The organism is Agrococcus sp. SCSIO52902, assembly GCF_022983135.1.
Lineage (GTDB): Bacteria > Actinomycetota > Actinomycetes > Actinomycetales > Microbacteriaceae > Agrococcus > Agrococcus sediminis.
Genome location: NZ_CP095269.1, coordinates 444,460 through 465,377, shown reverse-complemented (window position 1 = coordinate 465,377; position 20,918 = coordinate 444,460). Strand labels below are relative to the sequence as shown.

Below are 20,918 nucleotides of genomic sequence, written 5' to 3'. Positions count from 1 at the left end.
CGCCGCGCCAGCGCGCCCGCCGAGCTGGGCCGCCGCAGATGCAGGGCCAACGGCTGCCATGCGGGCGCATCCAGCGCAACTCGCCCTACATCTGCGCGGCGGGGCGGCGCGTCAGCGCAGCTGCGACTGGATGGCCTCCACCACCGACTGGTCGGCGAGCGTCGTCGTGTCGCCGAGGTCGCGGCCCTCCGCGAGGTCGCGCAGCAGCCGCCGCATGATCTTGCCGGAGCGCGTCTTCGGCAGGTCGGGCACGATGAACACCTGGCGTGGCCTCGCGATCGCGCCGATGTCGGATGCCACGTGCTGGCGGAGGATGCGCTCGGCCTCCTCGACGGGGTGGTGCGCGGCGCTCTCCTTCAGGATCACGAACGCCACGACCGCCTGGCCCGTCGTCGCATCCGTCGCCCCGACCACCGCCGACTCGGCGACGCCCTCGTGCGCGACGAGCGACGACTCGATCTCGGCGGTCGAGAGCCGGTGGCCCGACACGTTCATGACGTCGTCGACGCGGCCGAGCAGCCAGATCTCGCCGTCCTCGTCCTTGCGGGCGCCGTCGCCGGCGAAGTAGCGGTCGCCGAACTTCTCCCAGTACGTCTCGCGGTAGCGCTCGTCGTCGCCCCAGATCGTGCGCAGCATCGACGGCCACGGGCTCGTCACGACCAGCAGGCCGCCGTCGCCGTCGTCGACGGATGCGCCCGAGTCGTCGACCACGTCGATCTCGATGCCGGGGATCGGCACCTGCGCGCTGCCCGGCTTCAGCGTCGTCACCGACGCGAGGCCCGAGATCATGATCGCGCCGGTCTCGGTCTGCCACCAGGTGTCCATCACCGGGGTCGTGCCGCCGCCGACGACGTCGCGGTACCAGATCCACGCCTCCGGGTTGATGGGCTCGCCGACCGTGCCGAGCACGCGCAGGCTCGACAGGTCGCTCGAGCGCGTGTGCTGGCGGCCGAGCTTCATGAAGCTGCGGATGGCCGTGGGGGCGGTGTAGAAGATGGTCACGCCGTAGCGCTCGATGATCTGCCAGGGGCGCTCGGGCGTCGGGGTGTCGAAGGTGCCCTCGTGCATCACCTGCGTGGTGCCGTTGGCCATCGGGCCGTAGACGATGTAGCTGTGGCCGGTGACCCAGCCGATGTCGGCCGTGCACCAGTAGACGTCGGTCTCGGGCTTCAGGTCGAACACGTGGCGGTGCGTGAACGAGGTCTGCGCGAGGTAGCCGGCGCTCGTGTGCAGGATGCCCTTCGGGCGCCCCGTCGTGCCGGACGTGTAGAGGATGAAGAGCGGGTGCTCGGCGGGGAACGCCTCGGCCGCGTGCTCGGGCTCGGCGTCGGCCATCGCCTCGTGGTACCAGACGTCGCGGCCGTCGACCCAGTCGATCTCGTTCTCGCCCCGCCGCACCACGAGCACGTTCGTGACGCCGTGGCCGGGCTCGCGGAGCGCCTCGTCGACCGTCGGCTTCAGCGGGAACACCTTGCCCTTGCGGTGCCCGCCGTCGGTGGTGATGACGAGCTTCGCGCCGGCGTCGTCGATGCGGCCGCGGAGGTTGGAGGGGCTGAAGCCGCCGAAGACGGCGGTGTGCACGGCGCCGATGCGGGCGCACGCGAGCATCGCGGCGACCGCCTCCGGCAGCATCGGCAGGTAGATGGCGACCCGGTCGCCCGCCTGCACGCCGAGCGAGGTGAGCACGTTCGCGAGCCGCTTGACCTCTGCGGTCATCTCGCCGTACGTGATGGTGCGGCGGTCGCCCGGCTCGCCCTCCCAGTGCAGCGCGACGCGGTCGCCGTGCCCGGCGTCGACGTGCCGGTCGAGGCAGTTGACGGCGACGTTGAGGGTGCCGTCGTGGAACCACCGCGCGTGCGGCGGCTGCCAGTCGAGCACCTCGGTGAAGGGCGTCTCCCACTGCAGCTCGCGCGCCTGCTCGGCCCAGAAGCCGAGCCGGTCGTCGGCGGCCCGCTCGTAGAGCGCGGCGTCCGTCGCGGACTCGCTCGCGAGCGCCTCGGGGGGCGCGAACCGGCGGGTCTCGGTGAGCAGGTGGTCGATGTGGTCCGACACGGGTCCTCCAGACTTCCTCGTCGCTGCGAGCCTAGCGAGGGCGCGGCGCGAGGTTGCGCCGTGTTGCGCCGCCCGGCGCGCGCTCGGAAGCCTACGATGGCGACGCCGGCCCTGCCGGCACCAGCAGGTGACCGGTGGATCCCCCATCCGCCTCCCTGCGGCGGCGTCCCCTCCCCCCCCAGGTGGGCGCCGCCTCCCTCGTTGCGGCGCGGCCGCCCTCTCCACAGCCGCCCGGCGGCGGTCCCCGCGCGGCGCGCGCCGCCCGTAGCGTGCGCCCATGCAGCAGCGCGCCACCGGGATCCCCTTCGTCGCCGGCGCCCCGCGCCCGAGCACGCGCGACCCGGCGCGCACGGCGGCCGACGGCGGCACGCTGCGCGAGTTCGGCGAGCTCGCGCCGCTCGTGGCGGAGGCGGCGGTGACGGATGTGTTCGTCACGGGCGGGCAGGTGTGGGTCGATCGCGGTCGTGGCGCCGAGGCCGCGGCGCTGCGGCTCGAGCCGGAGCGCGCCCGTGCGCTCGCGGTCGCGCTCGTCGCGGCGGGCGGGCGCCACGTCGACGAGGCGACGCCGTGCGTCGACGTGCGCCTGCACGACGGCATCCGCGTGCACGCGGTGCTGCCGCCCGTCGCGGTCGCGGGCGCGCAGCTGTCGATCCGGCTGCCGCGCGTGCGCGCGCTGAGCCTGGCCGAGCTCGACGCGGCGGGCGCCTTCGCGCTCGTGCCGCTCGCCGAGGTGCGTGCGCTCGTCGCCCGGCGCGCGAACGTGCTCGTCTCGGGCGCCGGCGGCTCGGGGAAGACCACGCTGCTCGGCGCGATGCTCTCGGAGGCGGGGGCGGGGGAGCGCATCGTGACGATCGAGGACGTCGCCGAGCTGCGCATCCGGCATCCGCACGTCGTGGCGCTCGAGGCGCGGCAGTCGAACGCGGAGGGGGCGGGCGCGATCGGGCTCGAGCAGCTCGTGCGCGAGGCGCTGCGCATGCGGCCCGATCGGCTCGTGCTCGGGGAGTGCCGCGGCGCCGAGGTGCGCGAGCTGCTGTCGGCGCTCAACACGGGCCACGACGGCGGCGCGGGCACGCTGCACGCGAACTCGCTCGACGACGTGCCGGCGAGGCTCGAGGCGCTCGGCGCGCTCGCGGGCCTCGGCCCCGCGGCGCTCGCGCGGCAGGCGGTCAGCGCGATCGACGCGGTGCTGCACATCGAGCGCGCGGCGGTCGCGGGGGCGCCCGTGCGCCGCGTGGCGGCGATCGGTTCGCTCGTGCTCGAGGGCGATCGGCTGGCGGTGCGTCGTCGATGACCGCTGCGGCGCAGGAGGAGGCCGCCGCGACCGTGCACCGGCTCGCGGCGCTCGTCGCGGGCGGCCTGCCGATCGATCGCGCGTGGTCGGTGCTCGGCACGGATGCGTCGGCGGTCGACGCGCAGACGGGCGGCGCGCGCGGCACGGTCGCCGCGGTGCTCGCGCTCGCGCGCGAGACGGGTGCGCCGACCGCGCCGACGCTCGAGCGCCTCGCCGGGCTGCTGCGCGAGCAGGCGGTGCAGTCGCGTGCGCTCGAGGCGGCGCTCGCCGGGCCCCGCGCGACGGCCCGGCTGGTGATGGCGCTGCCGCTCGTCGGCATCGGCTTCGGGCTGGCGCTCGGGCTCGATGTCGTCGGCGCGGCCACGAGCGGCGGGGTCGGCACCTGGTCGATGCTCCTGGGCGCCGCGCTGCTGGTGGCGGCGTGGGCCTGGTCGCGGGCGATCGTGCGCCGCGCGGCCCGCGGCGAGGCGGCCCCCGGGCTGGCGCTCGACCTGGTCGCCGTCGCGCTCGCGGGCGGCGGCGCGACCGATCGCGCCCGCGCCGCGGCGGAGGCCGCGCTCGCGGATGCAGGCGTGGCCGCCGGCGGCTGGGCGGAGGTCGACGCGGCGCTCGCGCTCGCGCGTCGCGCGGGCGTGCCGGTGCGCGGCCTGCTGCTGGCCGAGGCGCAGGCGGCGCGCATCCGCGCGCGGCTCGAGGCCGAGGCGCGGGCGCAGCGTGCCGCAGTGCAGCTGTCGCTGCCGCTCGGCGCGTGCGTGCTGCCGGCCTTCTCGCTGCTCGTGATCGTGCCGCTCATCGCGTCGATGCTCACCGGCGCCCTCACCCCGCTCACCTAGGGGGCGGACAGGTCGGGCGCCTACGGTCGGGGCATGCGCAACCTCTTCGAGTCCATCGTCAACTGGTTCGCCGTGCTCGCCGCCTCGTTCGGCAGCGCCCCGCACCCGATCGTGGCGACGGTGCCCATCCGCCCGCAGCAGCGCCGGCGCTGAGGCCCGTCGGCGACCCCTGACCGGGTCGCCCGCAGCATCCCGATCGAGCCGCTCCTCCACAGGGCGGCTCGATCGCCGCACGCCCGCACCCGCATCTGGCGCACCCTTGGGGCTCCCCGAGGGAAGGAGGCGAGCATGCGGATGCTCGACAGGCTGGTGCAGGAGGAGGACGGCGCGGCGACCGCCGAGTACGTCATCGCGACGATGGCGGCGGTGGGCTTCGCCGGGCTGCTGGTGGTGATCCTGCGCTCCGACGAGGTGCGCGGGATCCTCACCGACATGGTGCAGCGAGCCCTGACGGTGCAGTAGGTGGCACCGGGCAGCGACCGCCGCGGCGAGCTCGGCGCGGTGACGGCCGAGCTCGCCGCGGCGCTGCCGGCGGCCGTGCTCGCCATCGGCCTCGCGGTCGCTGCGGTGTCGGCGGCAGCGGCCCAGGTCGGGCTCGAGCAGTCGGCGGGCGCGGCGGCGCGGGCGGCGGGGCGCGGCGACGATCCGGCGCTCTACGCCGACGGCGCCGCGCTGCGCATCGAGGCGCGCGGGGAGCTCGTCTGCGCCGTGCTCGCGCGCGAGGCGCTCGGCGGCGCGCTGACGCTGCGGGCGAGCAGCTGCGCGCACGGCGGCGGCCGGTAGATGCGCTCGCGGTGGGCGGAGGAGCGGGGCGCCGGCGCCGCGCTCGCGCTCGCGGTTGCCTGCACGGCGCTGCTGCTGGCGCTGCTCGTCGTCGGCGCGGGCACCGCGTCGATCGCGCAGGCGCGGGCATCGGCCGCGGCGGAGGCAGCTGCGCTCGCGGCAGCCGATGCGCGCTCCGGCTTCGCCGACGGCGCGCCGTGCGCGCTCGCGCAAGCGGTCGCGGCGGCGAGCGGCGCACGGCTCGAGGCGTGCGCGCTCGACGGGCTCGACGCGCGCGTGACGGCCGTCGTCCCGGTCGGTCCGTGGCGCGCATCCGGCACCGCCGTCGCCGGACCGCCGCAGGGCGGTGCGCCGTGAGCGCGCTACATCGACTCGAGCTCGTCGACGAGCGCCGGCCCGCTCGCATCGCGGACGATCGCGGTGCCGAGTCGGCGAGCCGCCGCCGCGGCGCCGGCGTCCTGCAGCAGCGCGGCGGCCGCGGCGGCGATCCGGCGCGACGAGGCGCGCCGGGAGATCGTGCGCCCGGCGCCCCGGAGGACCACGCGCACCGCGTTGTCGGCCTGGTCGCGGCCGTGGGGCAGGAGCAGGAGCGGGCAGCCGGCGGCCAGCGCCTTCACCACCGTGCCATGGCCGCCATGCGTCACCACGAGGCTCGCATCGCGCATCGCGTCGGCGTGGGGCGCCGCCCGCACGACCGACACGCGCGACGCGCCGCGCAGCGATGCGGGATCGATGGCAGGACCGGTCGTGACCACCGCGCGCACCGGCAGGGTCGCGAGGGCGTCGATCACGCGCTGCAGGCACTCGGCGTGGTCCTGGAATGTCGACGACATCGCGACGAGCACGAGCGGCTCGTCGCCGGCAGGCGGCAGCCACGCCGCGGCGCCTGCCCACGCCGGGTCGTCGAGCACCGGTCCGACGTAGCGGGCGTGCGCGGGCAGGGCGCCCGGCAGGTCGAACGCGGCCGACGTGAGGATGAGGAGGCGCTCGGCCCGCAGGAGCTGCTGCCAGAAGGTGGCGACGGGATCGAGGCCGTGCGCGGAGCGCACGCGGTTCAGGCCGCCGAGCGCACGGCGGTCGAACATGCGCCTGCTGGCCGCCGTCAGCGACCGGTCCCGGATCCTGCCGGCCCGCCCCCGCGCGGGACGCAGCCCAGCGCCGAACGGTGGGATGCCCTCGGCGCCGAGCGGGTAGATGTTGGGGATGAGCACCCCGTACGGCACGCCTGCCGCCTCGGCGGCGATCATCGCCCCAACCGCGAAGGAGGAGGTCAGCACGACGTCCGGCGGCTCGGCCGCGATCGCTGCGGCCAGGTCGTCGGCCTGCGACGGCGCCGGGCCGATGATCATCGTCTCCGCCAGCTCCCGCACGAGCCTGCCGGGGGAGCGCGCGGCCCAGTCGCGCACCTCGACGGCGGGCCTCGACCAGGCGGTGCAGGCGGCGCCCGCGCGCGCCGTCGCATCCGCCATGCTCCGGTCGCCGATCACCGCCACCCGGTGTCCGCGCGTCGCGAGCCGGCGGGCCACGCCGAGCTCCGGCGGCACCGTCCCGCCGGCGTCGGTGAGCCCGAGCAGGTAGCTGCGCGGGGCCTGCGGATCGTCGCTTCCGGCCATCGTGGGCCCCTCACCGGCGTCATCCGGCGCCATGCTCAGCGTAGATCGGCGGCGCCCCCGCGTCGACGGCCCTCCTGCGCGGCGGGCGGGCGGCAGCCGCGCCGACGACCTGGGGAGCACCATGACACCGTGTGTATTGTGTCGAGGCGTGGCCCGGTCGGGCACACCATCCCCCAAGAAGAGCAGTGAGCGTGAGCATGGGCAAGAAGCTCGTCATCGTGGAGTCCCCGGCGAAGGGCAAGACGATCGAGCGGTACCTCGGCGAGGGATACCAGGTGCTGGCCTCCGTCGGCCACATCCGCGACCTCGTCAGCCCGCGCGACCTGCCCGCCGACCTGAAGAAGGGGTCGTACGGCAAGTTCGCCGTCGACGTCGACCACGGCTTCGCCCCCTACTACGTCGTCAGCGACGAGAAGAAGAAGACGGTCGCCGAGCTGAAGCGCGCGCTCAAGGACGCCGACGAGCTCATCCTCGCGACGGATGAGGACCGCGAGGGCGAGGCCATCGCGTGGCACCTGCTCGAGGTGCTGCAGCCGAAGGTGCCGGTCAAGCGGATGGTGTTCCACGAGATCACGAAGGACGCCATCGAGCAGGCGAAGGACTCGATGCGCGAGCTCAACATGCCGCTCGTGGACGCCCAGGAGACCCGCCGCATCCTCGACCGCCTCTACGGCTACGAGGTGAGCCCGGTGCTGTGGCGCAAGGTGCGGCAGGGCCTGTCGGCCGGCCGCGTGCAGTCGCCGACCGCCCGCCTCATCGTCGACCGCGAGCGCGAGCGCATGGCGTTCGTCGCCGCCGGCTACTGGAGCCTGACCGCGCAGTTCGAGGCCGAGGGGTCGCGCTTCGGTGCGCGCCTCGTGCGCCTCGACGGCGCCCGCGTCGCGACCGGCAGCGACTTCGACGACCGAGGCCAGATCAAGGGCGTGCGCACGATCCTCGACGCGGAGGCGGCCGAGTCGCTCGCGACCGAGCTCGAGCAGACAGCCTTCGCGGTCGCCGGCGTCGAGTCGAAGCCGTACCGCCGCCGCCCGTCGGCGCCGTTCACGACGTCGACGCTGCAGCAGGAGGCGGGCCGCAAGCTCAAGCTCTCGGCGAAGCAGACGATGTCGGTGGCGCAGTCGCTCTACGAGCAGGGCTACATCACCTACATGCGCACCGACTCGCCCTCGCTGTCGTCGCAGGCGATCGCCGCAGCGCGCGCGCAGGCCACGAGCCTCTACGGCCCGGGCTCGGTGCCGCAGGCCGCTCGCCACTACGCCGGCAAGTCGAAGTCGGCGCAGGAGGCGCACGAGGCGATCCGCCCCTCCGGCGAGGCCTTCCGCACCCCGAGCGAGGTCAAGGCGTCGATGACGCCCAACGAGCACCGGCTGTACGAGCTCATCTGGAAGCGCACCGTCGCGAGCCAGATGATCGACGCGACGGGCCAGACCGCGACCATCACCATCGCCTCGGAGAAGACGGCCCGCGGCGTCGCCGAGTTCACCGCATCCGGCACCGTCATCACCGAGCCCGGCTTCCTGCAGGCGTACGAGGAGGGCAAGGATGCCTCGCGCTACGCCGACGACGCCGAGGCCGAGGGCACGCTGCCCGACGTCAAGGGCGGCGACCGCGTCGACCTCGCCGAGCTCGAGCGCAAGGAGCACGTGACGACGCCTCCGCCGCGCTACACCGAGGCGAGCCTCGTGAAAGCGCTCGAGGAGCTCGAGATCGGCCGGCCGTCCACGTACGCCTCGATCATCGACACGATCGTGCGCCGCGGCTTCGTCACGCAGCGCGGCGGCGCGCTCGTGCCGAACTGGATCGCGTTCTCGACCATCAAGCTGCTCGAGGACAACCTCGGCGACTACGTGGACTACGACTTCACCGCCGAGATGCTCGCCGACCTCGACCGCATCGCCGACGGCGAGCTCGACCGGCAGGAGTGGCTGCAGCGCTTCTACTTCGGCAGCGACGAGCGGCCCGGCCTGAAGTCGACCGTCGAGAACCTCGGCGACATCGACGCGCGGGCCGTCAACTCGATCCCGGTGGCCGAGGGCGTCACGCTGCGCGTGGGCCAGTACGGCCCCTACCTCGAGGGCACCGGCCCCGACGGCGAGACGAAGCGCGCGAACCTGCCCGAGGACCTCACGCCCGACCAGCTCACGCCCGAGAAGGCGGAGGAGCTCTTCGCCGCCGAGCCCGTGCAGGACCGCGTGCTCGGGCAGCACCCGGAGACGGGCCTCGACGTGGTCGTGAAGAACGGCCGCTTCGGGCCCTACATCGAGGAGGCGCTGCCGGTCGAGCTCGACGACGAGGGCAAGCCCGTCGCCCCGAAGAAGGGCAAGGCCGCGCCCAAGCCGCGCCGCGCATCCCTCTTCAAGGCGATGGAGCCGGAGTCGGTCGACCTCGAGACCGCGCTCAAGCTGCTCTCGCTGCCGCGGGTCGTCGGCGTCGACCCGGAGTCGGGCGTCGAGATCACCGCGCGGCCGGGCCGCTACGGGCCGTTCCTGTCGAAGGGCGAGGACACCCGCTCGCTCGACGAGGAGGACCAGATCTTCTCGATCACGCTCGAGCAGGCGGTCGAGCGCTTCGCGCAGCCGAAGTACGGCGCCCGGCGCGCCGCGTCGGCGCTCAAGGAGTTCGACGCCGACCCGGTCTCGGGCAAGCCGGTGAAGGTGCGCGACGGCCGCTTCGGCCCCTACGTGACCGACGGCGAGACGAACGCGACCATCCCGCGCGGCGAGGACGTCGAGGCGATCACCTTCGAGCGCGCCATCGAGCTGCTGCAGCTGAAGCGCGAGAAGGGCCCGACCAAGAAGCCGGTGCGGAAGACGGCCGCCAAGAAGCCCGCCGCCAAGAAGCCGGCCGCGAAGAAGCCGGCCGCGAAGAAGCCGGCGGCGAAGAAGCCCGCGGCGGAGCAGTGACCGGCGCCTTCATCACGCTCGAGGGCGGCGACGGCTCCGGCAAGTCGACGCAGGCGGCGATGCTGCAGGCGTGGCTCGAGGAGCGCGGCCGCTCGGTCGTGCGCACGCGCGAGCCCGGCGGCACCGAGCTCGGCGTCGAGATCCGCCGGCTCGTGCAGCACACCGAGGGGCACGTCGCGCCGCGCGCCGAGGCGCTGCTGTACGCCGCCGACCGCGCGCAGCACGTCGCGACGCTCGTGCGGCCCGCGCTCGAGCGCGGCGACGTCGTCGTGCAGGACCGCTACCTCGACTCCTCGGTCGCCTACCAGGGCGCCGGCCGCGAGCTCGACGGCCAGCAGGTGCGCGACCTGTCGCTGTGGGCAGTCGACGGGCTGCTTCCGGATCTCACGATCCTGCTCGACATCGAGCCCGAGGCGGGGCGCGAGCGGATGGCCGCGCGCGAGCACGCGCCGTACGACCGGCTCGAGGAGACGGGGCTCGACTTCGCGCGGCGCGTGCGCGAGGCCTACCTCGGGCTCGCCGCGGCCGAGCCCGACCGCTTCGCCGTCGTCGACGCATCCGGCACCCCCGACGAGGTGCACGCGAGCGTCGTGTCGCTCGTGCGTGCGATGCTCGACGCGCACCACTGAGGGGGAGCGGATGACGGGCGGCTGGAGCGCGATCGTCGGCCAGGCGGATGCGGTCGAGCAGCTGCGTCGCGCCGCGGCCGAGCAGCCGGGCGACGCCCACGGCGCGATGACCCACGCCTGGCTGCTCACGGGCCCGCCCGGATCGGGCCGCTCCAACCTCGCCTACGCCTTCGCCGCGGCGCTGCTGTCTGCGCCGACCGGCGTCGAGCCGGAGGTGGCGACCCTCGTCGAGGCGCGCACCCATCCCGACCTCGTGACGCTCTCGACCGAGGGCGTGCTCATCACCATCGCGCAGGCCCGCGCCGTGGTGCAGCGCGCATCGCTCGCACCCTCGACCGCGCGCTACCGCGTCGTGGTGGTGGAGGACGCCGACCGGATGGCCGAGCGCACCTCCAACGCGCTGCTCAAGGCACTGGAGGAGCCGCCGCCCGAGACCGTCTGGATCCTCTGCGCGCCCAGCGAGGCAGACCTGCTGCCGACGATCCGCTCGCGCGTGCGCACCCTCACGCTGCAGGTGCCCGACCCGGCCGACGTCGCCCGCCTGCTCGTCGAGCGCGACGGCGTCGACCCCGCGGTCGCCGAGCGCGCGGCTCGCGAGGCGCAGAGCCACATCGGCATGGCGCGTCGGCTCGCGACGAGCGACGAGGCGCGGGCCCGCCGGGCCGAGACGCTGCAGATCGCGATGCGGGTGTCGACGGCGGCCTCGGCCGTGCTCGCCGCGGCCCGCTACGTCGAGATCGCGACGGCCGACGCCGACGCGCTCTCGGCCGAGCGCGACGAGGCCGAGCGCGCGCAGGCGCTGCGCCAGCTCGGCATCGAGCCGGGCGGCACCGTGCCGCCGCAGCTCCGTCGCCAGCTCAAGGAGCTCGACGACGCCCAGAAGCAGCGCGCGAAGCGCGGCATGCGCGACGGCGTCGACCGCATCCTCGTCGACCTGCTCTCGCTCTACCGCGACATCCTCATGACGCAGCTGGGCGTCGGGCGCGAGCTCGTCAACGAGGCGATGCGCCCGACCGTGCAGGCCGCAGCCGACTACCTCGAGCGCGCCGCCGTGATCGACGTGCTCGACCAGATCCGCATCGCCCGCGAGCGCATCGAGGCCAACGTGCCGCCGCTGCTGGCGCTCGAGGCGATGCTCGTGCGCGCCGCGCGGGCGGCGCAGCGCCGCTGACAGGCCCCGGCCACAGGCTCGGGCAATACCGTGTGAGCATGCATCGCCTCCGCCGCCGCGGCCTCACCGCACTGGCCGTCGTCGCCGCCACCGGGCTCGCCCTCACGGGCTGCGTCATCCTGCCGCCGCCGCTGCCCGGCAGCCCGAGCACGCCCGGCACCTCCGGCACGCCCGGCGCGAGCGACGAGCCGCTGTGGAGCCCCACGGGCGAGGCCGTCGCGCCCGAGCTCGAGCCCTACTTCGGTCAGGACGTCGACTGGCAGGACTGCGGCGCCAACTGGTGCGGCACCGTCACCGCGCCCATGGACTGGTTCAGCGCGGGCGAGGAGTCGATCGAGCTCGCCGTCACCGTGGCGCCCGCGACCGGTGAGCGCCGCGGCGCGATCCTCTACAACCCCGGCGGCCCCGGCGCATCCGGCGTGGAGTACGTGCAGAGCTACGCCGACTACCTGCTGCACCCGGACGTGCGCGAGCACTACGACCTCGTCGGCTTCGACCCCCGCGGGGTCGGCGGCTCGACGCCCATCTCCTGCTACGACGACCCGCAGGAGCTCTACGACTGGCTGTGGGAGATCCCGCCGGGCCCCGCGCCCGAGCCGCTCAGCGACGAGGACCTCGAGCAGCAGCTCGAGTCGGCGCAGTGGCTGGGCGACGCATGCCTCGAGCACACCGGCGACTACCTGCAGCACATCGGCACCGAGCAGGTCGCGAGCGACCTCGACCTGCTGCGGGCGCTGCTGGGCGAGGAGCGCCTCAACTACCTCGGCGTCTCGTACGGCACGCTCATCGGCTCGACCTACGCCGACCTGTTCCCCGAGAACGTCGGCCGCATGGTGCTCGACGCGGCGGTCGCGCCCGACTCGACCGACTTCGAGGGCACGCTCTACCAGGCGGCCGGCTTCGAGCTCGCGTACGGCAACTTCGTCACCGACTGCCTGCAGCAGCGCGACTGCCCTTTCCAGGGGTCGAAGGAGGATGCGCTGCAGCAGACGCGCGCCCTGCTCGACGCGATCGACGCCGACCCGATCGAGGTCGCCGACGGCCGCCAGCTCGGCTCCGGGGCGTTCTTCACCGCGATCGCCGCCAACCTCTACAGCGACGCGCAGTGGGAGACGCTGCGCCAGGTGATCGCCGACGTCGCGGCGGGCCGCGGCGAGACCGCGTTCGCGCAGGCCGACGCCTACTACGGCGTGCGCCCGGACGGCTCCTTCGAGGACAACTCGCTCGAGACGCTCATCGCGGTCAACTGCCTCGACTACCCGCCGGTGACCGACTTCGACGAGGTGCGCGCGAACGCCGAGCAGATCATGGCCGCGGCGCCGACGCTCGGGCCCGACTTCGTGGGGCTCGGCAGCTGCGCCGCGTGGCCCTTCGAGGCGACGCGCGAGCCGCACGAGATCACCGCGCCGGGCGCTGAGCCGATCATCGTGATCGGCGGCATCAACGACCCGGCGACGCCGTACCAGCAGTCGGTCGACCTCGCGGCGATGCTCGAGTCGGGCGTGCTCATCTCGGTCGACGCGGAGGGCCACGGGCAGTACTTCGGCGGCAACGACTGCGTCGACCGGCCGGTGAACGAGTACTTCCTCGACGGCGTCGCGCCGGCCGGGCAGATCGACTGCTGAGGCGGCGACCGGCGCTCAGCCGCTGAGCGACGACGCCGGCCAGCGCCAGTCGGCGACCTCCGGCACGTCGACCCCGTGCTCGCGGGTGTGGGCGCGGGCCCTCGCGCGCGCATCGACGAGCTCATCGAGCAGCCCGGCGTGCGCCTCGGCGAGCCCCGGCACGCGCTGCAGCACGTCGATCGCCAGCCGGAAGCGGTCGAGCTCGTTCATCATCACCATGTCGAACGGCGTCGTCGTCGTGCCGCGCTCGAGGAAGCCGTGCACGTGCAGGTGCGGGTGGTGGCCCCGGCGGTACGCGAGGCGGTGGATGAGCCACGGATAGCCGTGGTAGGCGAAGACGGTCGGCGCCTCGGGCGGGAAGATGCGGTCGTACTCGTCGTCCGGCAGTCCGTGCGGGTGCACGTCCGGCGGCTGCAGCCTTCCGAGGTCGACGACGTTGACGACGCGCAGCGACAGCTCCGGCACGCGCTCGCGGAGGATGGCGGCCGCGGCGAGCGCCTCGAGCGTCGGGACGTCCCCGGCCGCCGCCAGCACCGCATCCGGGCCCGCCCCCTCCCGCTCGGTGCCCGCCCACGGCAGCACGCCGAGCCCGCGACGGCAGTGCTCCTCGGCCTCGGCCATGCTCAGCCACTGGGGCGCCGGCTGCTTGCCGGCCACGACGAGGTTGATGCGCCCTGTCGAGCGCAGGCAGTGGTCGGCGGTCACGAGCAGCGTGTTGGCGTCGAACGGCAGGTGCACGCGCACGACCTCGGGGCTCTTGTTGAGCGCGACGTCGATGAAGCCCGGGTCCTGGTGGCTGAAGCCGTTGTGGTCCTGCCGCCAGACGTGGCTCGAGAGCAGGTAGTTGAGGCTCGCGATCGGCTCGCGCCACGGCACGTGCATCGCCGACTCGAGCCACTTCGCGTGCTGGCCGAGCATCGAGTCGACGATGTGCGCGAACGCCTCGTAGGTGTTGAACAGCCCGTGCCGGCCGGTGAGCAGGTAGCACTCGAGCCAGCCCTGGCACTGGTGCTCGCTGAGCACCTCGATCACGCGACCGGTGGGGGCGAGGTGCTCGTCGCCGGGCTCGATGCGCGCGTTCCACTGGCGCTCGGTGGCGGCGTAGACGGCGGGGGCGAGGCGGTTGGATGCGGTCTCGTCGGGCCCGAAGATGCGGAACGTGCGGGGGTTGTCGCGGATGACCTCGGCGAGCCACTCGCCGAGCACCGCCGTCGCCTGCGCCTCGACGGCGCCGCGCGCGTCGGGTGCGACGTCGATGGCGTGTCCGCCGATCGCCGCGAGGCGCAGCGGCTGCCGCAGCACGCCGCCGTTCCCGGCCGGCTCCGCGGCCATGCGCAGGTCGCCCTCCGGCACGTTGGCCCGCACGGCGGCGGCCGGCGCGCCGCGCTCGTCGAAGAGCTCCTCGGGTCGGTACGAGCGCATCCACTCCTCGAGGATGCGACGGTGGCCGTCGTCGTCGCGCACGCCCGACAGCGGCACCTGGTGGGCGCGCCAGGTGCCCTCGATGCGCTCGCCGTCGACCTCGTCCGGGCAGGTCCAGCCCTTGGGGCTGCGCAGCACGATCATCGGCCACGCGGGCCGCTCGGTGAGCGTGCCCGCGGCGGCGTCGGCCTTGATCGCCGCGATGCGGTCGAGGGCGTCGTCGAGCACCGCGGCGAAGCGCGCGTGCACCTCCCGCGCCGGCTCGTCGTCGAAGCCGACGGTGACGACGAGCGGCTCGTGGCCGTAGCCGCGCATGAGCGAAACGAGCTCGTGCTCGGGGATGCGCGCGAGGAGGGTCGGGCCCGCGATCTTCCACCCGTTCAGGTGCAGGATCGGCAGCACGGCGCCGTCGGCTGCGGGGTTGAGCAGCTTGTTGCCGTGCCAGGCGGTCGCGAGCGGACCGGTCTCGGCCTCGCCGTCGCCGATGACGCACGCGACCAGCAGGTCGGGGTCGTCGAACGCGGCGCCGTAGGCGTGCGCGAGGGAGTAGCCCAGCTCGCCGCCCTCGTTGATGGAGCCGGGCGTCTCGGGTGCGGCGTGGCTCGGGATGCCGCCGGGGAACGAGAACTGCCGGAAGAGCCGCTGCATGCCGCGCTCGTCGACTCCGACCTCGGGGTAGCGCTCTGCGTAGACGCCGTCGAGCCAGGCGCCCGCGACGACCGCGGGCCCGCCGTGGCCGGGCCCGGTGACGAAGAGGGTGCGCTGCCGGCGCTCGCGGATGGCGCGGTTCAGGTGCGCCTGCAGGAAGGTGAGTCCCGGGGTGGTTCCCCAGTGGCCGAGCAGCCGCGGCTTGATGTGCTCGCGCGCGAGCGGCTGCCGCAGCAGCGGGTTCTCGAGCAGGTAGATCTGCCCGATGCTCAGGTAGTTCGCCGCGCGCCACCAGGCGTCGACGCGGTCGAGGTCGTCGGGGGAGGGCTCGCCGCCCCGTCGCTGCCAGGCGGTCGCCGTCATGGCTCGAGCCTGGTGCGCGGCGCCCTCGGCCGTCAAGGGCGGATGCCGTCCCGCCGGTCGTGGCGCAGGCCGGCCATGCGCTATGCTCGATGATCGTGCCTCGGCACGCCGCCTTAGCTCAGTCGGCAGAGCGATTCACTCGTAATGAATAGGTCGGGAGTTCGATTCTCCCAGGCGGCACCAGCACCGAAAAAAGCCCTTGACCGGGACTTCTTCAAGGAGTCCGAGTCAGGGGCCGTTTCGTCGTTCCAGCGGCCTCCGACGCCCTAAGCGACGCCCTACGTCCCGAAGAGCTTCGCCGCCTCCCGCGCGAGCTGCGCTTCCGCGTCCTCGAGTGGGTGGATGTAGGTGCGGTAGGTGAAGCCCGGGTCGGTGTGGCCGAGATTCTTCGCGATCACGGCGACGTCCCGCTTGGACTGCTTCAGCTGGATCGTCGCGGCCGTGTGGCGGGCCTGGTCGCGGCGCACGTGCGAGAGGCCCGCGACATCGAGGACGCGGCGCCACGCGCGCGTGCCCACGGCATCGCCGATCGGGGAGCTCGAGCGCGTCGAGCGCTGGGTGCACCGGCTGGCCGCGTTCGTCCGCCACGTGTTCGACGAGTGGACCCGCGCGTTCCCCGAGGTCCCTCACCCGCGCATCTGGGCCTACATCGCCCACCTCATCGACCCGAAGGACACGCCCCAAGGAGGCACCACATGACCGCCAGTGACAAGCCCGTCGCGGTCATCCCGACGACGCCAGCCGAGGTGCGAAGGCGATCGTCTACATCGCGCTCGCCGCGGTCGGCATCCTCATCACCGCCCTCACCGACGACCACCTGTCCGCGGTCGAGCTGATCCAGGTCGCGGTGATCGTGATCGGCGCGATCCCCGTCTATCTCGTCGCCGGCACCGTACCGAAGACGATCGCCGCACTCCTCACTGCGGGCGGTCAGGCGGTGCTGCTGCTCGTCGCGGACGGGACCGGCTTCGCCGACGTTGGCCTCGCGTCCTGGCTCGGCGTTATCGTCGCCGCGTTCGCTGCGATCGCCGTCGCCGTCGTCCCCAACGGGTCGAAGCCGGGCCCCGCTCGCCGTGGTGAACACCGTTTCCGTCCCTGATGCGCACACCGTGCAGCACGTCGTCGACCAGGCCAAGCTTGAGGGTCCCAGCCGTGGTCGGCACGCCTGACCGCGAACCACTCTGGCGGCGCGGCTACGAAGCACTCCACTTGGCGCTCGAGGCCGTGGCCGGCCTCTTCGCCGAGGCGATCGAGGACGGCGCCCGCCGGATCCACGCGCGCGTGCACACGAAGCGCAACCGCGTCTTCTCCGCCACCCGCGGTCCGTAGTCACGTCTCGCCGCCGCCTGCCCTCGGTCGCGGGGGAGGGCGATTCGTACTCCGCAACGTGCAGTGCTTAGATCGCCTGATGGAGGCCGTCGATCCCGTTGTCGTGCGCGGCGGATCCCTGCGTGACGCCCGAGAGATTCGTGAGCTCGTACTCGACAACGCTGATATGGGGACGCCTGCTCTTTCGGTCTTCGTCGACGCACCCCGTCCCGACGAAACTGAGGAGGAGTGCATCGAGCGCATCTGCCGCGTCCAGGGAATCCCGCACGGGAAGATCCAGTTGTCCTCGGTGAGCCGCCTGGAGGCTGCTGGGTTCCGTCTCACACACGAACCTGGGGGAAATCAGGGACCGCATCACTACCATGTCCACTTCGATGTTCCTGTGGAACAATCGCAAGCCGAGGGCTTCGTCGCTTCCTTCGAGTCGCCGGTGCCCAACCCGATCAAGAGAGGCAAGGCATGAGCAGAATCATCCAGGCCGACTTCAATAACGTGCTGCAGGACGGCACACTGGCCGTTTCGATGCGGCGGATCGGTGACGTCAGCGTTGACGAGAGCCTCCTTGTCCGCGACCCCGCCGATGAGGCGATGTACGACGCCCGAGTCATCTCGGTCGACCAAGTCGCCCGTCAGGTCCTGCTCAAAGTCGAATGGGAGCCGCGAGTCGGCTTCGTGCGGATTAGTACGCCGGTCGCTGGTCGGTGGGTGGCTCCAGAGCGAACGTCACATGGCGTGCCGGCGGTCGTGCGCAGTCTGCCTGCGTTTGCGGCATGAGGGCGACGCTCCTTCTCGCGGACGCCGCCCAGGCGAACGACAAGGTTAATGCTCTCGGCCTTGGTTGGAACATCGTGACCTCTCCTCTGCCCCCCCACGCGATCGTGATCTGGTTCTTCGCGGAGTGGCATGAGGCCAATCAGCCTCACGTGTTCAAGTTGGAGCTCGTCGACGAGGACGGGAACACTGTCCAACTCCCCTCGGAAAACGGCGAGTTGAACACTGCAGTCTCGATCGGCGGAGAGTTTGAGGTGGGCCGCCCTGCTGGGCTCGTTCGCGGCACGGAGCTGGTTCAGCCTTTGGCCGTCAACATCCCCCAAGGCATGCCACTCAGGGCGGGGCGCTATGAGTACCGGCTCGCGGTGAACGAACTCCAGGTGGCGAACGGATCGTTCTCGGTGCTCGCGCAAGCCTGATCTGTGCCCTGCCCCCTCTTCGGAGGGGGCGGGGCGCTTTCCGTCGTGTGGCGGGTCGTCCTAGGAGCCTGGGCCGTACGCGGCGCCTCCTCCGGCTCGGGCAGATTCCCTGCGCTTTCGCTCTTGGAGCAGGGCGTCGACGCCGAATAGGTCGGGAGTTCGATTCTCCCAGGCGGCACCAGCACCTCACTCCCGACATCGTCGGGGCCTCGCGGCCGATCAGCTGCGCGCGAACCGGCGCAGCAGCCGCAGCCAGCCGCGTCTCGACGCCGCCGCCGTCCGCCGCTCCAGCCGCCCGAGCGGGCCGCGCGCGGCAGCGCCCGTGGGCAGCGCCGCGAGGAACCACGCGAGGCGCAGGCGCATGAGGCCCGTCTCGCGGCTCGTGACCAGCAGCGTGCGAGCCGTCATCCCGATCTGGCCGCGTGTGCCGCGGGGGGCCGGGTGAACGATCGGGCCGAGACGCCGACGGTGAGCGGCGGGTCGTAGCGCACCGCGCTGCCGGGCGGCAGGTGCAGCGACAGGTCGACGTCGTCGTGCACGTCGGCGCGGTCGCGGTGCACGGCCAGTCGCATCCGCCTCCAGAGGTCGGCGCGCATCGCGAAGTTCGAGCCGTACAGCGGCGCGTGCCCGAGCAGCGCGGCGATCAGCCGGAAGTAGCCCACCGTGAGGCTCTTGCGGCCGAGGTACCGCACGAGCCACGTGCCGCCGTAGAAGGTCGCGGCCCCGCTGATCGCGTCGAGCTGCGGGTCGGCGGCGAACGCCGCCTCGATGCGCCCGACCCACTGCGGCGGCGGCACGGTGTCGGCGTCGAGCCGCGCAAGCACGTCGCCGACGGCCGCGTCGAGCGCGGCGGCGGTCGCCCCGGGGATGCCGGGCGCGCGCACCGCGAGCACGCGCGCGCCGTGGCGCGCGGCGACCTCCGCGCTGCCGTCGGTGCTGCCGCTGTCGACGACCAGGATCTCGTCGGGCGCGCGCGACTGGCGCGCGAGCGCGGCGAGGCAGCCCTCGAGCGCGATCGCGTCGTCGCGCACGGGGATCACGACGGAGATGCGCACGTCAGGCTCCGCGGATGAGCTGCAGGAGATCCTCGGTCAGCTCGAGCGGCGAGGTCTCGCACGGGCTGTGCCCGCCCGGGTACACCGAGAGGCGCGCGCCGATCTCGGCGGCGAAGCGGCGATGCAGCTCGAGCGGCCAGATGTCGTGCTCGCCCACCGCGACGAGCTTCGGCAGGCGCGCGGTGGCGAGGATCCCGCGCACGTCGGGCGTGTGCTGCATGAGCTCGAAGGCGTCGGTGACCGATCGGCGCCGGGTCAGGCCGAAGCGCTGCCGCACGAAGCGGATGCGCGAGCGCGGGACGCGGGCGACGTTGCGGCGCAGCGCCCACACCACGATCGCCGCGTTGACGCGGCTGCTCGCGACGACGCTGAACCGCCCCACCACGGGGACGTCGCGGAAGCCCGGGCCGGGCCGGGGCGGGCAGCTCATGAGCGTCAGGCTCGAGAACAGCTCGGGCCGTCGCACGAGCGCGAGCTGCGCGACGATGCCGGCGAACGAGTACCCGAGCACGTGCGACGGGCCGCCGCGGGACTCGAGCAGCGCGATGAGGTCGTCGACGAACAGGTCGTAGTCGTAGCGGGCGCGCGGCGGCACGAGGTGCTCCGGGCCCGCCTCGGCCGACTCGTACTGGCCCGCGAGGTCGTAGCTGAGCGCGCGCAGCCCGGCATGCGCGAGGCCCGGCAGGACGAGCGAGAAGTCCTCCTTCGATCCGGTCAGGCCGGGCACGAGCAGCACCGACTCGCCCTCCTCGGGCCCCATGCTGAGGGTCGCCAGCCGTCCGCTCGGGGCGTCGAACCACGAGCGGGACGCGCCGCGGGGAGTCGCGGTCCAGTCGACGACGTCGACGACGCGGGCGCCGGCGCCGGTGTGCCAGCGCTCCAGCGGCCCGCCGCCCTCCGGAGCGGGACCCGGGCCGCCGCGCGTCGCGGTTATGCGCGAAGGCCCTCCGGGGCTGCGCCCGTCACCCTCTGCACGAACCGGTGCAGCCGGCGGTACACCTCCTGCGACTCGGCGTGCGCGGCGTTCTGCTGCCACGTGTGCACCGCCCTGCGCGCCGACCGGTCGTACACGAGCGCCTCGACCGGGATGCGGTGCGCGCGGAGCCGCTGGAGGAAGTTCATGTTGGCGCGGTAGAAGTAGTCGCGCTCGGAGGTGGTCACGAGCACGGGCGGGAACTCCGGCGCGAGCCACTCGATCGGCGAGAGGAACCGGGCCTCGCCGCGCAGCCAGCGCATCGCGGCCGACGCCGTCGCGCCCCGGACGTGCCGGTGGCGGGGCACGAGCATGCGGATGAAGTCGAGGCTGAGCGCGGAGCCCCGCTCGAACACGACGGAGAAGTCGACCACGCTGCAGTGCTGCACGAGCCCCTTCACGATGCGCCGGTCGGGGACGGAGGCCAGCGAGTGGTGGTGCTGCAGCTCGGGGTGGAAGGAGGCGGCGGTGAGCAGCGCGGCGATCTGCCCGCCCGCGGAGTCGCCGCCGAGCACCACCGACTCGGGGTCGCCCCCGTAGGAGGCGATGTGCTCGGTGACCCACGCCATCACGGCTGCCGCGTCCTGCAGGATGTGCCCCATGTGGGCGCGCGTCGCGCGGCGGTAGTTGGCGTTGACGACCACCATCCCGCCGACGCTCTGGCTCGCGCAGTACTTCGTGAGCGCGGCCTTGTCGCCGGAGGTCCACCCGCCGCCGTGGAAGTAGACGTAGACCGGCAGCGGCGCCGCCCCGGCGCCCGCTCGATCGGCGTGCCCCGCGGGCGACAGCACGTCGAGGCGGTGCGCGGCGTCGCCGTCCCCGACGTAGTCGATGTCGAGGTCGTAGCGGACGTCGGCGATCGGGTCTGCGTTGAACGTGCGCAGCTCGCGGCCCGCGACCGCGCGCATCATGGCGCGCCACGCCCAGACCGGCACGCCGCGCGACGGCAGCGCCCGGCGGAGGGCTCGCCAGAGGCGGGCCAGCCCCGGTCCCGTCGTCATGCGTGCACCTGCTCGCCGATCCTGCGCCGACCGGTGC

23 protein-coding genes and 1 tRNA gene are annotated in these 20,918 nt (G+C 73.7%); 16 read left to right on the top strand and 8 right to left on the bottom strand.

Annotation, left to right across the window (positions count from 1 at the left end; translation table 11 throughout):
- Positions 1-111: 111 nt before the first annotated feature.
- Positions 112-2,052, bottom strand: a complete 1,941-nt coding sequence (gene acs, locus MU522_RS02275) for an acetate--CoA ligase (protein ID WP_246992184.1) — start codon at positions 2,050-2,052, stop codon at positions 112-114.
- Positions 2,053-2,329: 277 nt separating this feature from the next.
- Here acs and MU522_RS02270 point away from each other — a divergent pair, with 277 nt between their 5' ends.
- The 5 genes from MU522_RS02270 (at position 2,330) to MU522_RS02250 (ending at position 5,316) form a co-directional block, all read left to right on the top strand.
- Positions 2,330-3,343, top strand: a complete 1,014-nt coding sequence (locus MU522_RS02270; protein WP_246992183.1) for a TadA family conjugal transfer-associated ATPase — start codon at positions 2,330-2,332, stop codon at positions 3,341-3,343.
- Positions 3,340-4,176, top strand: a complete 837-nt coding sequence (locus tag MU522_RS02265) for a type II secretion system F family protein (protein ID WP_246992182.1) — start codon at positions 3,340-3,342, stop codon at positions 4,174-4,176. The genes MU522_RS02270 and MU522_RS02265 overlap by 4 nt, the downstream gene beginning before the upstream one ends.
- A 288-nt stretch (positions 4,177-4,464) precedes the next feature.
- Complete coding sequence (locus MU522_RS02260) at positions 4,465-4,638, top strand: DUF4244 domain-containing protein (RefSeq protein ID WP_146357911.1); 174 nt, start codon at positions 4,465-4,467, stop codon at positions 4,636-4,638.
- Positions 4,639-4,959 (top strand): hypothetical protein, encoded by a 321-nt coding sequence (locus MU522_RS02255; RefSeq protein WP_146357909.1) that lies wholly within the window; start codon positions 4,639-4,641, stop codon positions 4,957-4,959.
- On the top strand, positions 4,960-5,316 hold the full coding sequence (locus MU522_RS02250) for an Rv3654c family TadE-like protein (protein ID WP_246992181.1): 357 nt from the start codon (positions 4,960-4,962) through the stop codon (positions 5,314-5,316).
- Positions 5,317-5,321: 5 nt separating this feature from the next.
- Here the strand turns inward: MU522_RS02250 and MU522_RS02245 are convergent, their stop codons facing one another.
- Complete coding sequence (locus tag MU522_RS02245) at positions 5,322-6,572, bottom strand: glycosyltransferase (RefSeq protein ID WP_246992180.1); 1,251 nt, start codon at positions 6,570-6,572, stop codon at positions 5,322-5,324.
- Between the two features lie 185 nt (positions 6,573-6,757).
- On the opposite strand from MU522_RS02245, the gene topA reads away from it, so the two are divergent.
- From topA to MU522_RS02225, 4 genes are read left to right on the top strand one after another with little or no spacing between them, the layout of a single operon-like run.
- Positions 6,758-9,475 carry a type I DNA topoisomerase gene (topA, locus tag MU522_RS02240; protein WP_348645601.1) on the top strand — a complete coding sequence of 906 codons (2,718 nt, stop codon included), beginning with the start codon at positions 6,758-6,760 and terminating at the stop codon, positions 9,473-9,475.
- Positions 9,472-10,104 carry a dTMP kinase gene (gene tmk, locus MU522_RS02235; protein ID WP_246992179.1) on the top strand — a complete coding sequence of 211 codons (633 nt, stop codon included), beginning with the start codon at positions 9,472-9,474 and terminating at the stop codon, positions 10,102-10,104. The genes topA and tmk overlap by 4 nt, the downstream gene beginning before the upstream one ends.
- 10 nt (positions 10,105-10,114) lie before the next feature.
- Complete coding sequence (locus tag MU522_RS02230) at positions 10,115-11,275, top strand: DNA polymerase III subunit delta' (RefSeq protein WP_246992177.1); 1,161 nt, start codon at positions 10,115-10,117, stop codon at positions 11,273-11,275.
- Between the two features lie 38 nt (positions 11,276-11,313).
- Positions 11,314-12,900: an alpha/beta hydrolase gene (locus tag MU522_RS02225; protein ID WP_128188825.1), complete on the top strand. Its 1,587-nt coding sequence runs from the start codon at positions 11,314-11,316 to the stop codon at positions 12,898-12,900.
- A gap of 15 nt (positions 12,901-12,915) precedes the next feature.
- Here the strand turns inward: MU522_RS02225 and MU522_RS02220 are convergent, their stop codons facing one another.
- Positions 12,916-15,333, bottom strand: a complete 2,418-nt coding sequence (locus tag MU522_RS02220) for a phosphoketolase family protein (protein WP_246992176.1) — start codon at positions 15,331-15,333, stop codon at positions 12,916-12,918.
- Positions 15,334-15,440: 107 nt separating this feature from the next.
- On the opposite strand from MU522_RS02220, the gene MU522_RS02215 reads away from it, so the two are divergent.
- A tRNA-Thr gene (locus MU522_RS02215) sits at positions 15,441-15,516 on the top strand.
- Between the two features lie 95 nt (positions 15,517-15,611).
- On the opposite strand, the gene MU522_RS02210 is transcribed toward MU522_RS02215, so the two are convergent.
- Positions 15,612-15,851: a hypothetical protein gene (locus tag MU522_RS02210; RefSeq protein ID WP_246992174.1), complete on the bottom strand. Its 240-nt coding sequence runs from the start codon at positions 15,849-15,851 to the stop codon at positions 15,612-15,614.
- Here MU522_RS02210 and MU522_RS02205 point away from each other — a divergent pair.
- The 6 genes from MU522_RS02205 (at position 15,844) to MU522_RS02180 (ending at position 17,852) form a co-directional block, all read left to right on the top strand.
- Positions 15,844-16,032 carry a hypothetical protein gene (locus tag MU522_RS02205; protein ID WP_246992172.1) on the top strand — a complete coding sequence of 63 codons (189 nt, stop codon included), beginning with the start codon at positions 15,844-15,846 and terminating at the stop codon, positions 16,030-16,032. The genes MU522_RS02210 and MU522_RS02205 overlap by 8 nt on opposite strands.
- Positions 16,033-16,180: 148 nt before the next feature.
- A complete protein-coding gene (locus MU522_RS02200; protein WP_246992170.1) occupies positions 16,181-16,432 on the top strand; it encodes a hypothetical protein in 252 nt (83 codons plus the stop codon).
- Positions 16,433-16,485: 53 nt separating this feature from the next.
- Positions 16,486-16,662: a hypothetical protein gene (locus MU522_RS02195; RefSeq protein ID WP_246992168.1), complete on the top strand. Its 177-nt coding sequence runs from the start codon at positions 16,486-16,488 to the stop codon at positions 16,660-16,662.
- Positions 16,663-16,741: 79 nt separating this feature from the next.
- On the top strand, positions 16,742-17,125 hold the full coding sequence (locus tag MU522_RS02190; RefSeq protein ID WP_246992166.1) for a hypothetical protein: 384 nt from the start codon (positions 16,742-16,744) through the stop codon (positions 17,123-17,125).
- Entirely contained in the window at positions 17,122-17,436 is a 315-nt protein-coding gene (locus MU522_RS02185; RefSeq protein WP_246992164.1) for a hypothetical protein, read from the top strand. The genes MU522_RS02190 and MU522_RS02185 overlap by 4 nt, the downstream gene beginning before the upstream one ends.
- Positions 17,433-17,852: a hypothetical protein gene (locus MU522_RS02180; protein WP_246992162.1), complete on the top strand. Its 420-nt coding sequence runs from the start codon at positions 17,433-17,435 to the stop codon at positions 17,850-17,852. The genes MU522_RS02185 and MU522_RS02180 overlap by 4 nt, the downstream gene beginning before the upstream one ends.
- 219 nt (positions 17,853-18,071) lie before the next feature.
- Here MU522_RS02180 and MU522_RS02175 read toward each other — a convergent pair whose 3' ends face one another.
- From MU522_RS02175 to MU522_RS02160, 4 genes are all read right to left on the bottom strand, one after another.
- The gene (locus MU522_RS02175; protein WP_246992160.1) at positions 18,072-18,260 is read right to left on the bottom strand and encodes a hypothetical protein; all 189 of its coding nucleotides are present in this window, start codon (positions 18,258-18,260) and stop codon (positions 18,072-18,074) included.
- Positions 18,257-18,907, bottom strand: coding sequence for a glycosyltransferase family A protein (locus MU522_RS02170; RefSeq protein WP_246992158.1), 651 nt, complete (start codon positions 18,905-18,907; stop codon positions 18,257-18,259). The genes MU522_RS02175 and MU522_RS02170 overlap by 4 nt, the downstream gene beginning before the upstream one ends.
- 1 nt (position 18,908) lies before the next feature.
- Positions 18,909-19,667, bottom strand: a complete 759-nt coding sequence (locus MU522_RS02165; RefSeq protein ID WP_246992156.1) for an alpha/beta hydrolase — start codon at positions 19,665-19,667, stop codon at positions 18,909-18,911.
- Between the two features lie 170 nt (positions 19,668-19,837).
- On the bottom strand, positions 19,838-20,881 hold the full coding sequence (locus MU522_RS02160) for an alpha/beta hydrolase (protein WP_246992154.1): 1,044 nt from the start codon (positions 20,879-20,881) through the stop codon (positions 19,838-19,840).
- Positions 20,882-20,918 lie beyond the last annotated feature (37 nt).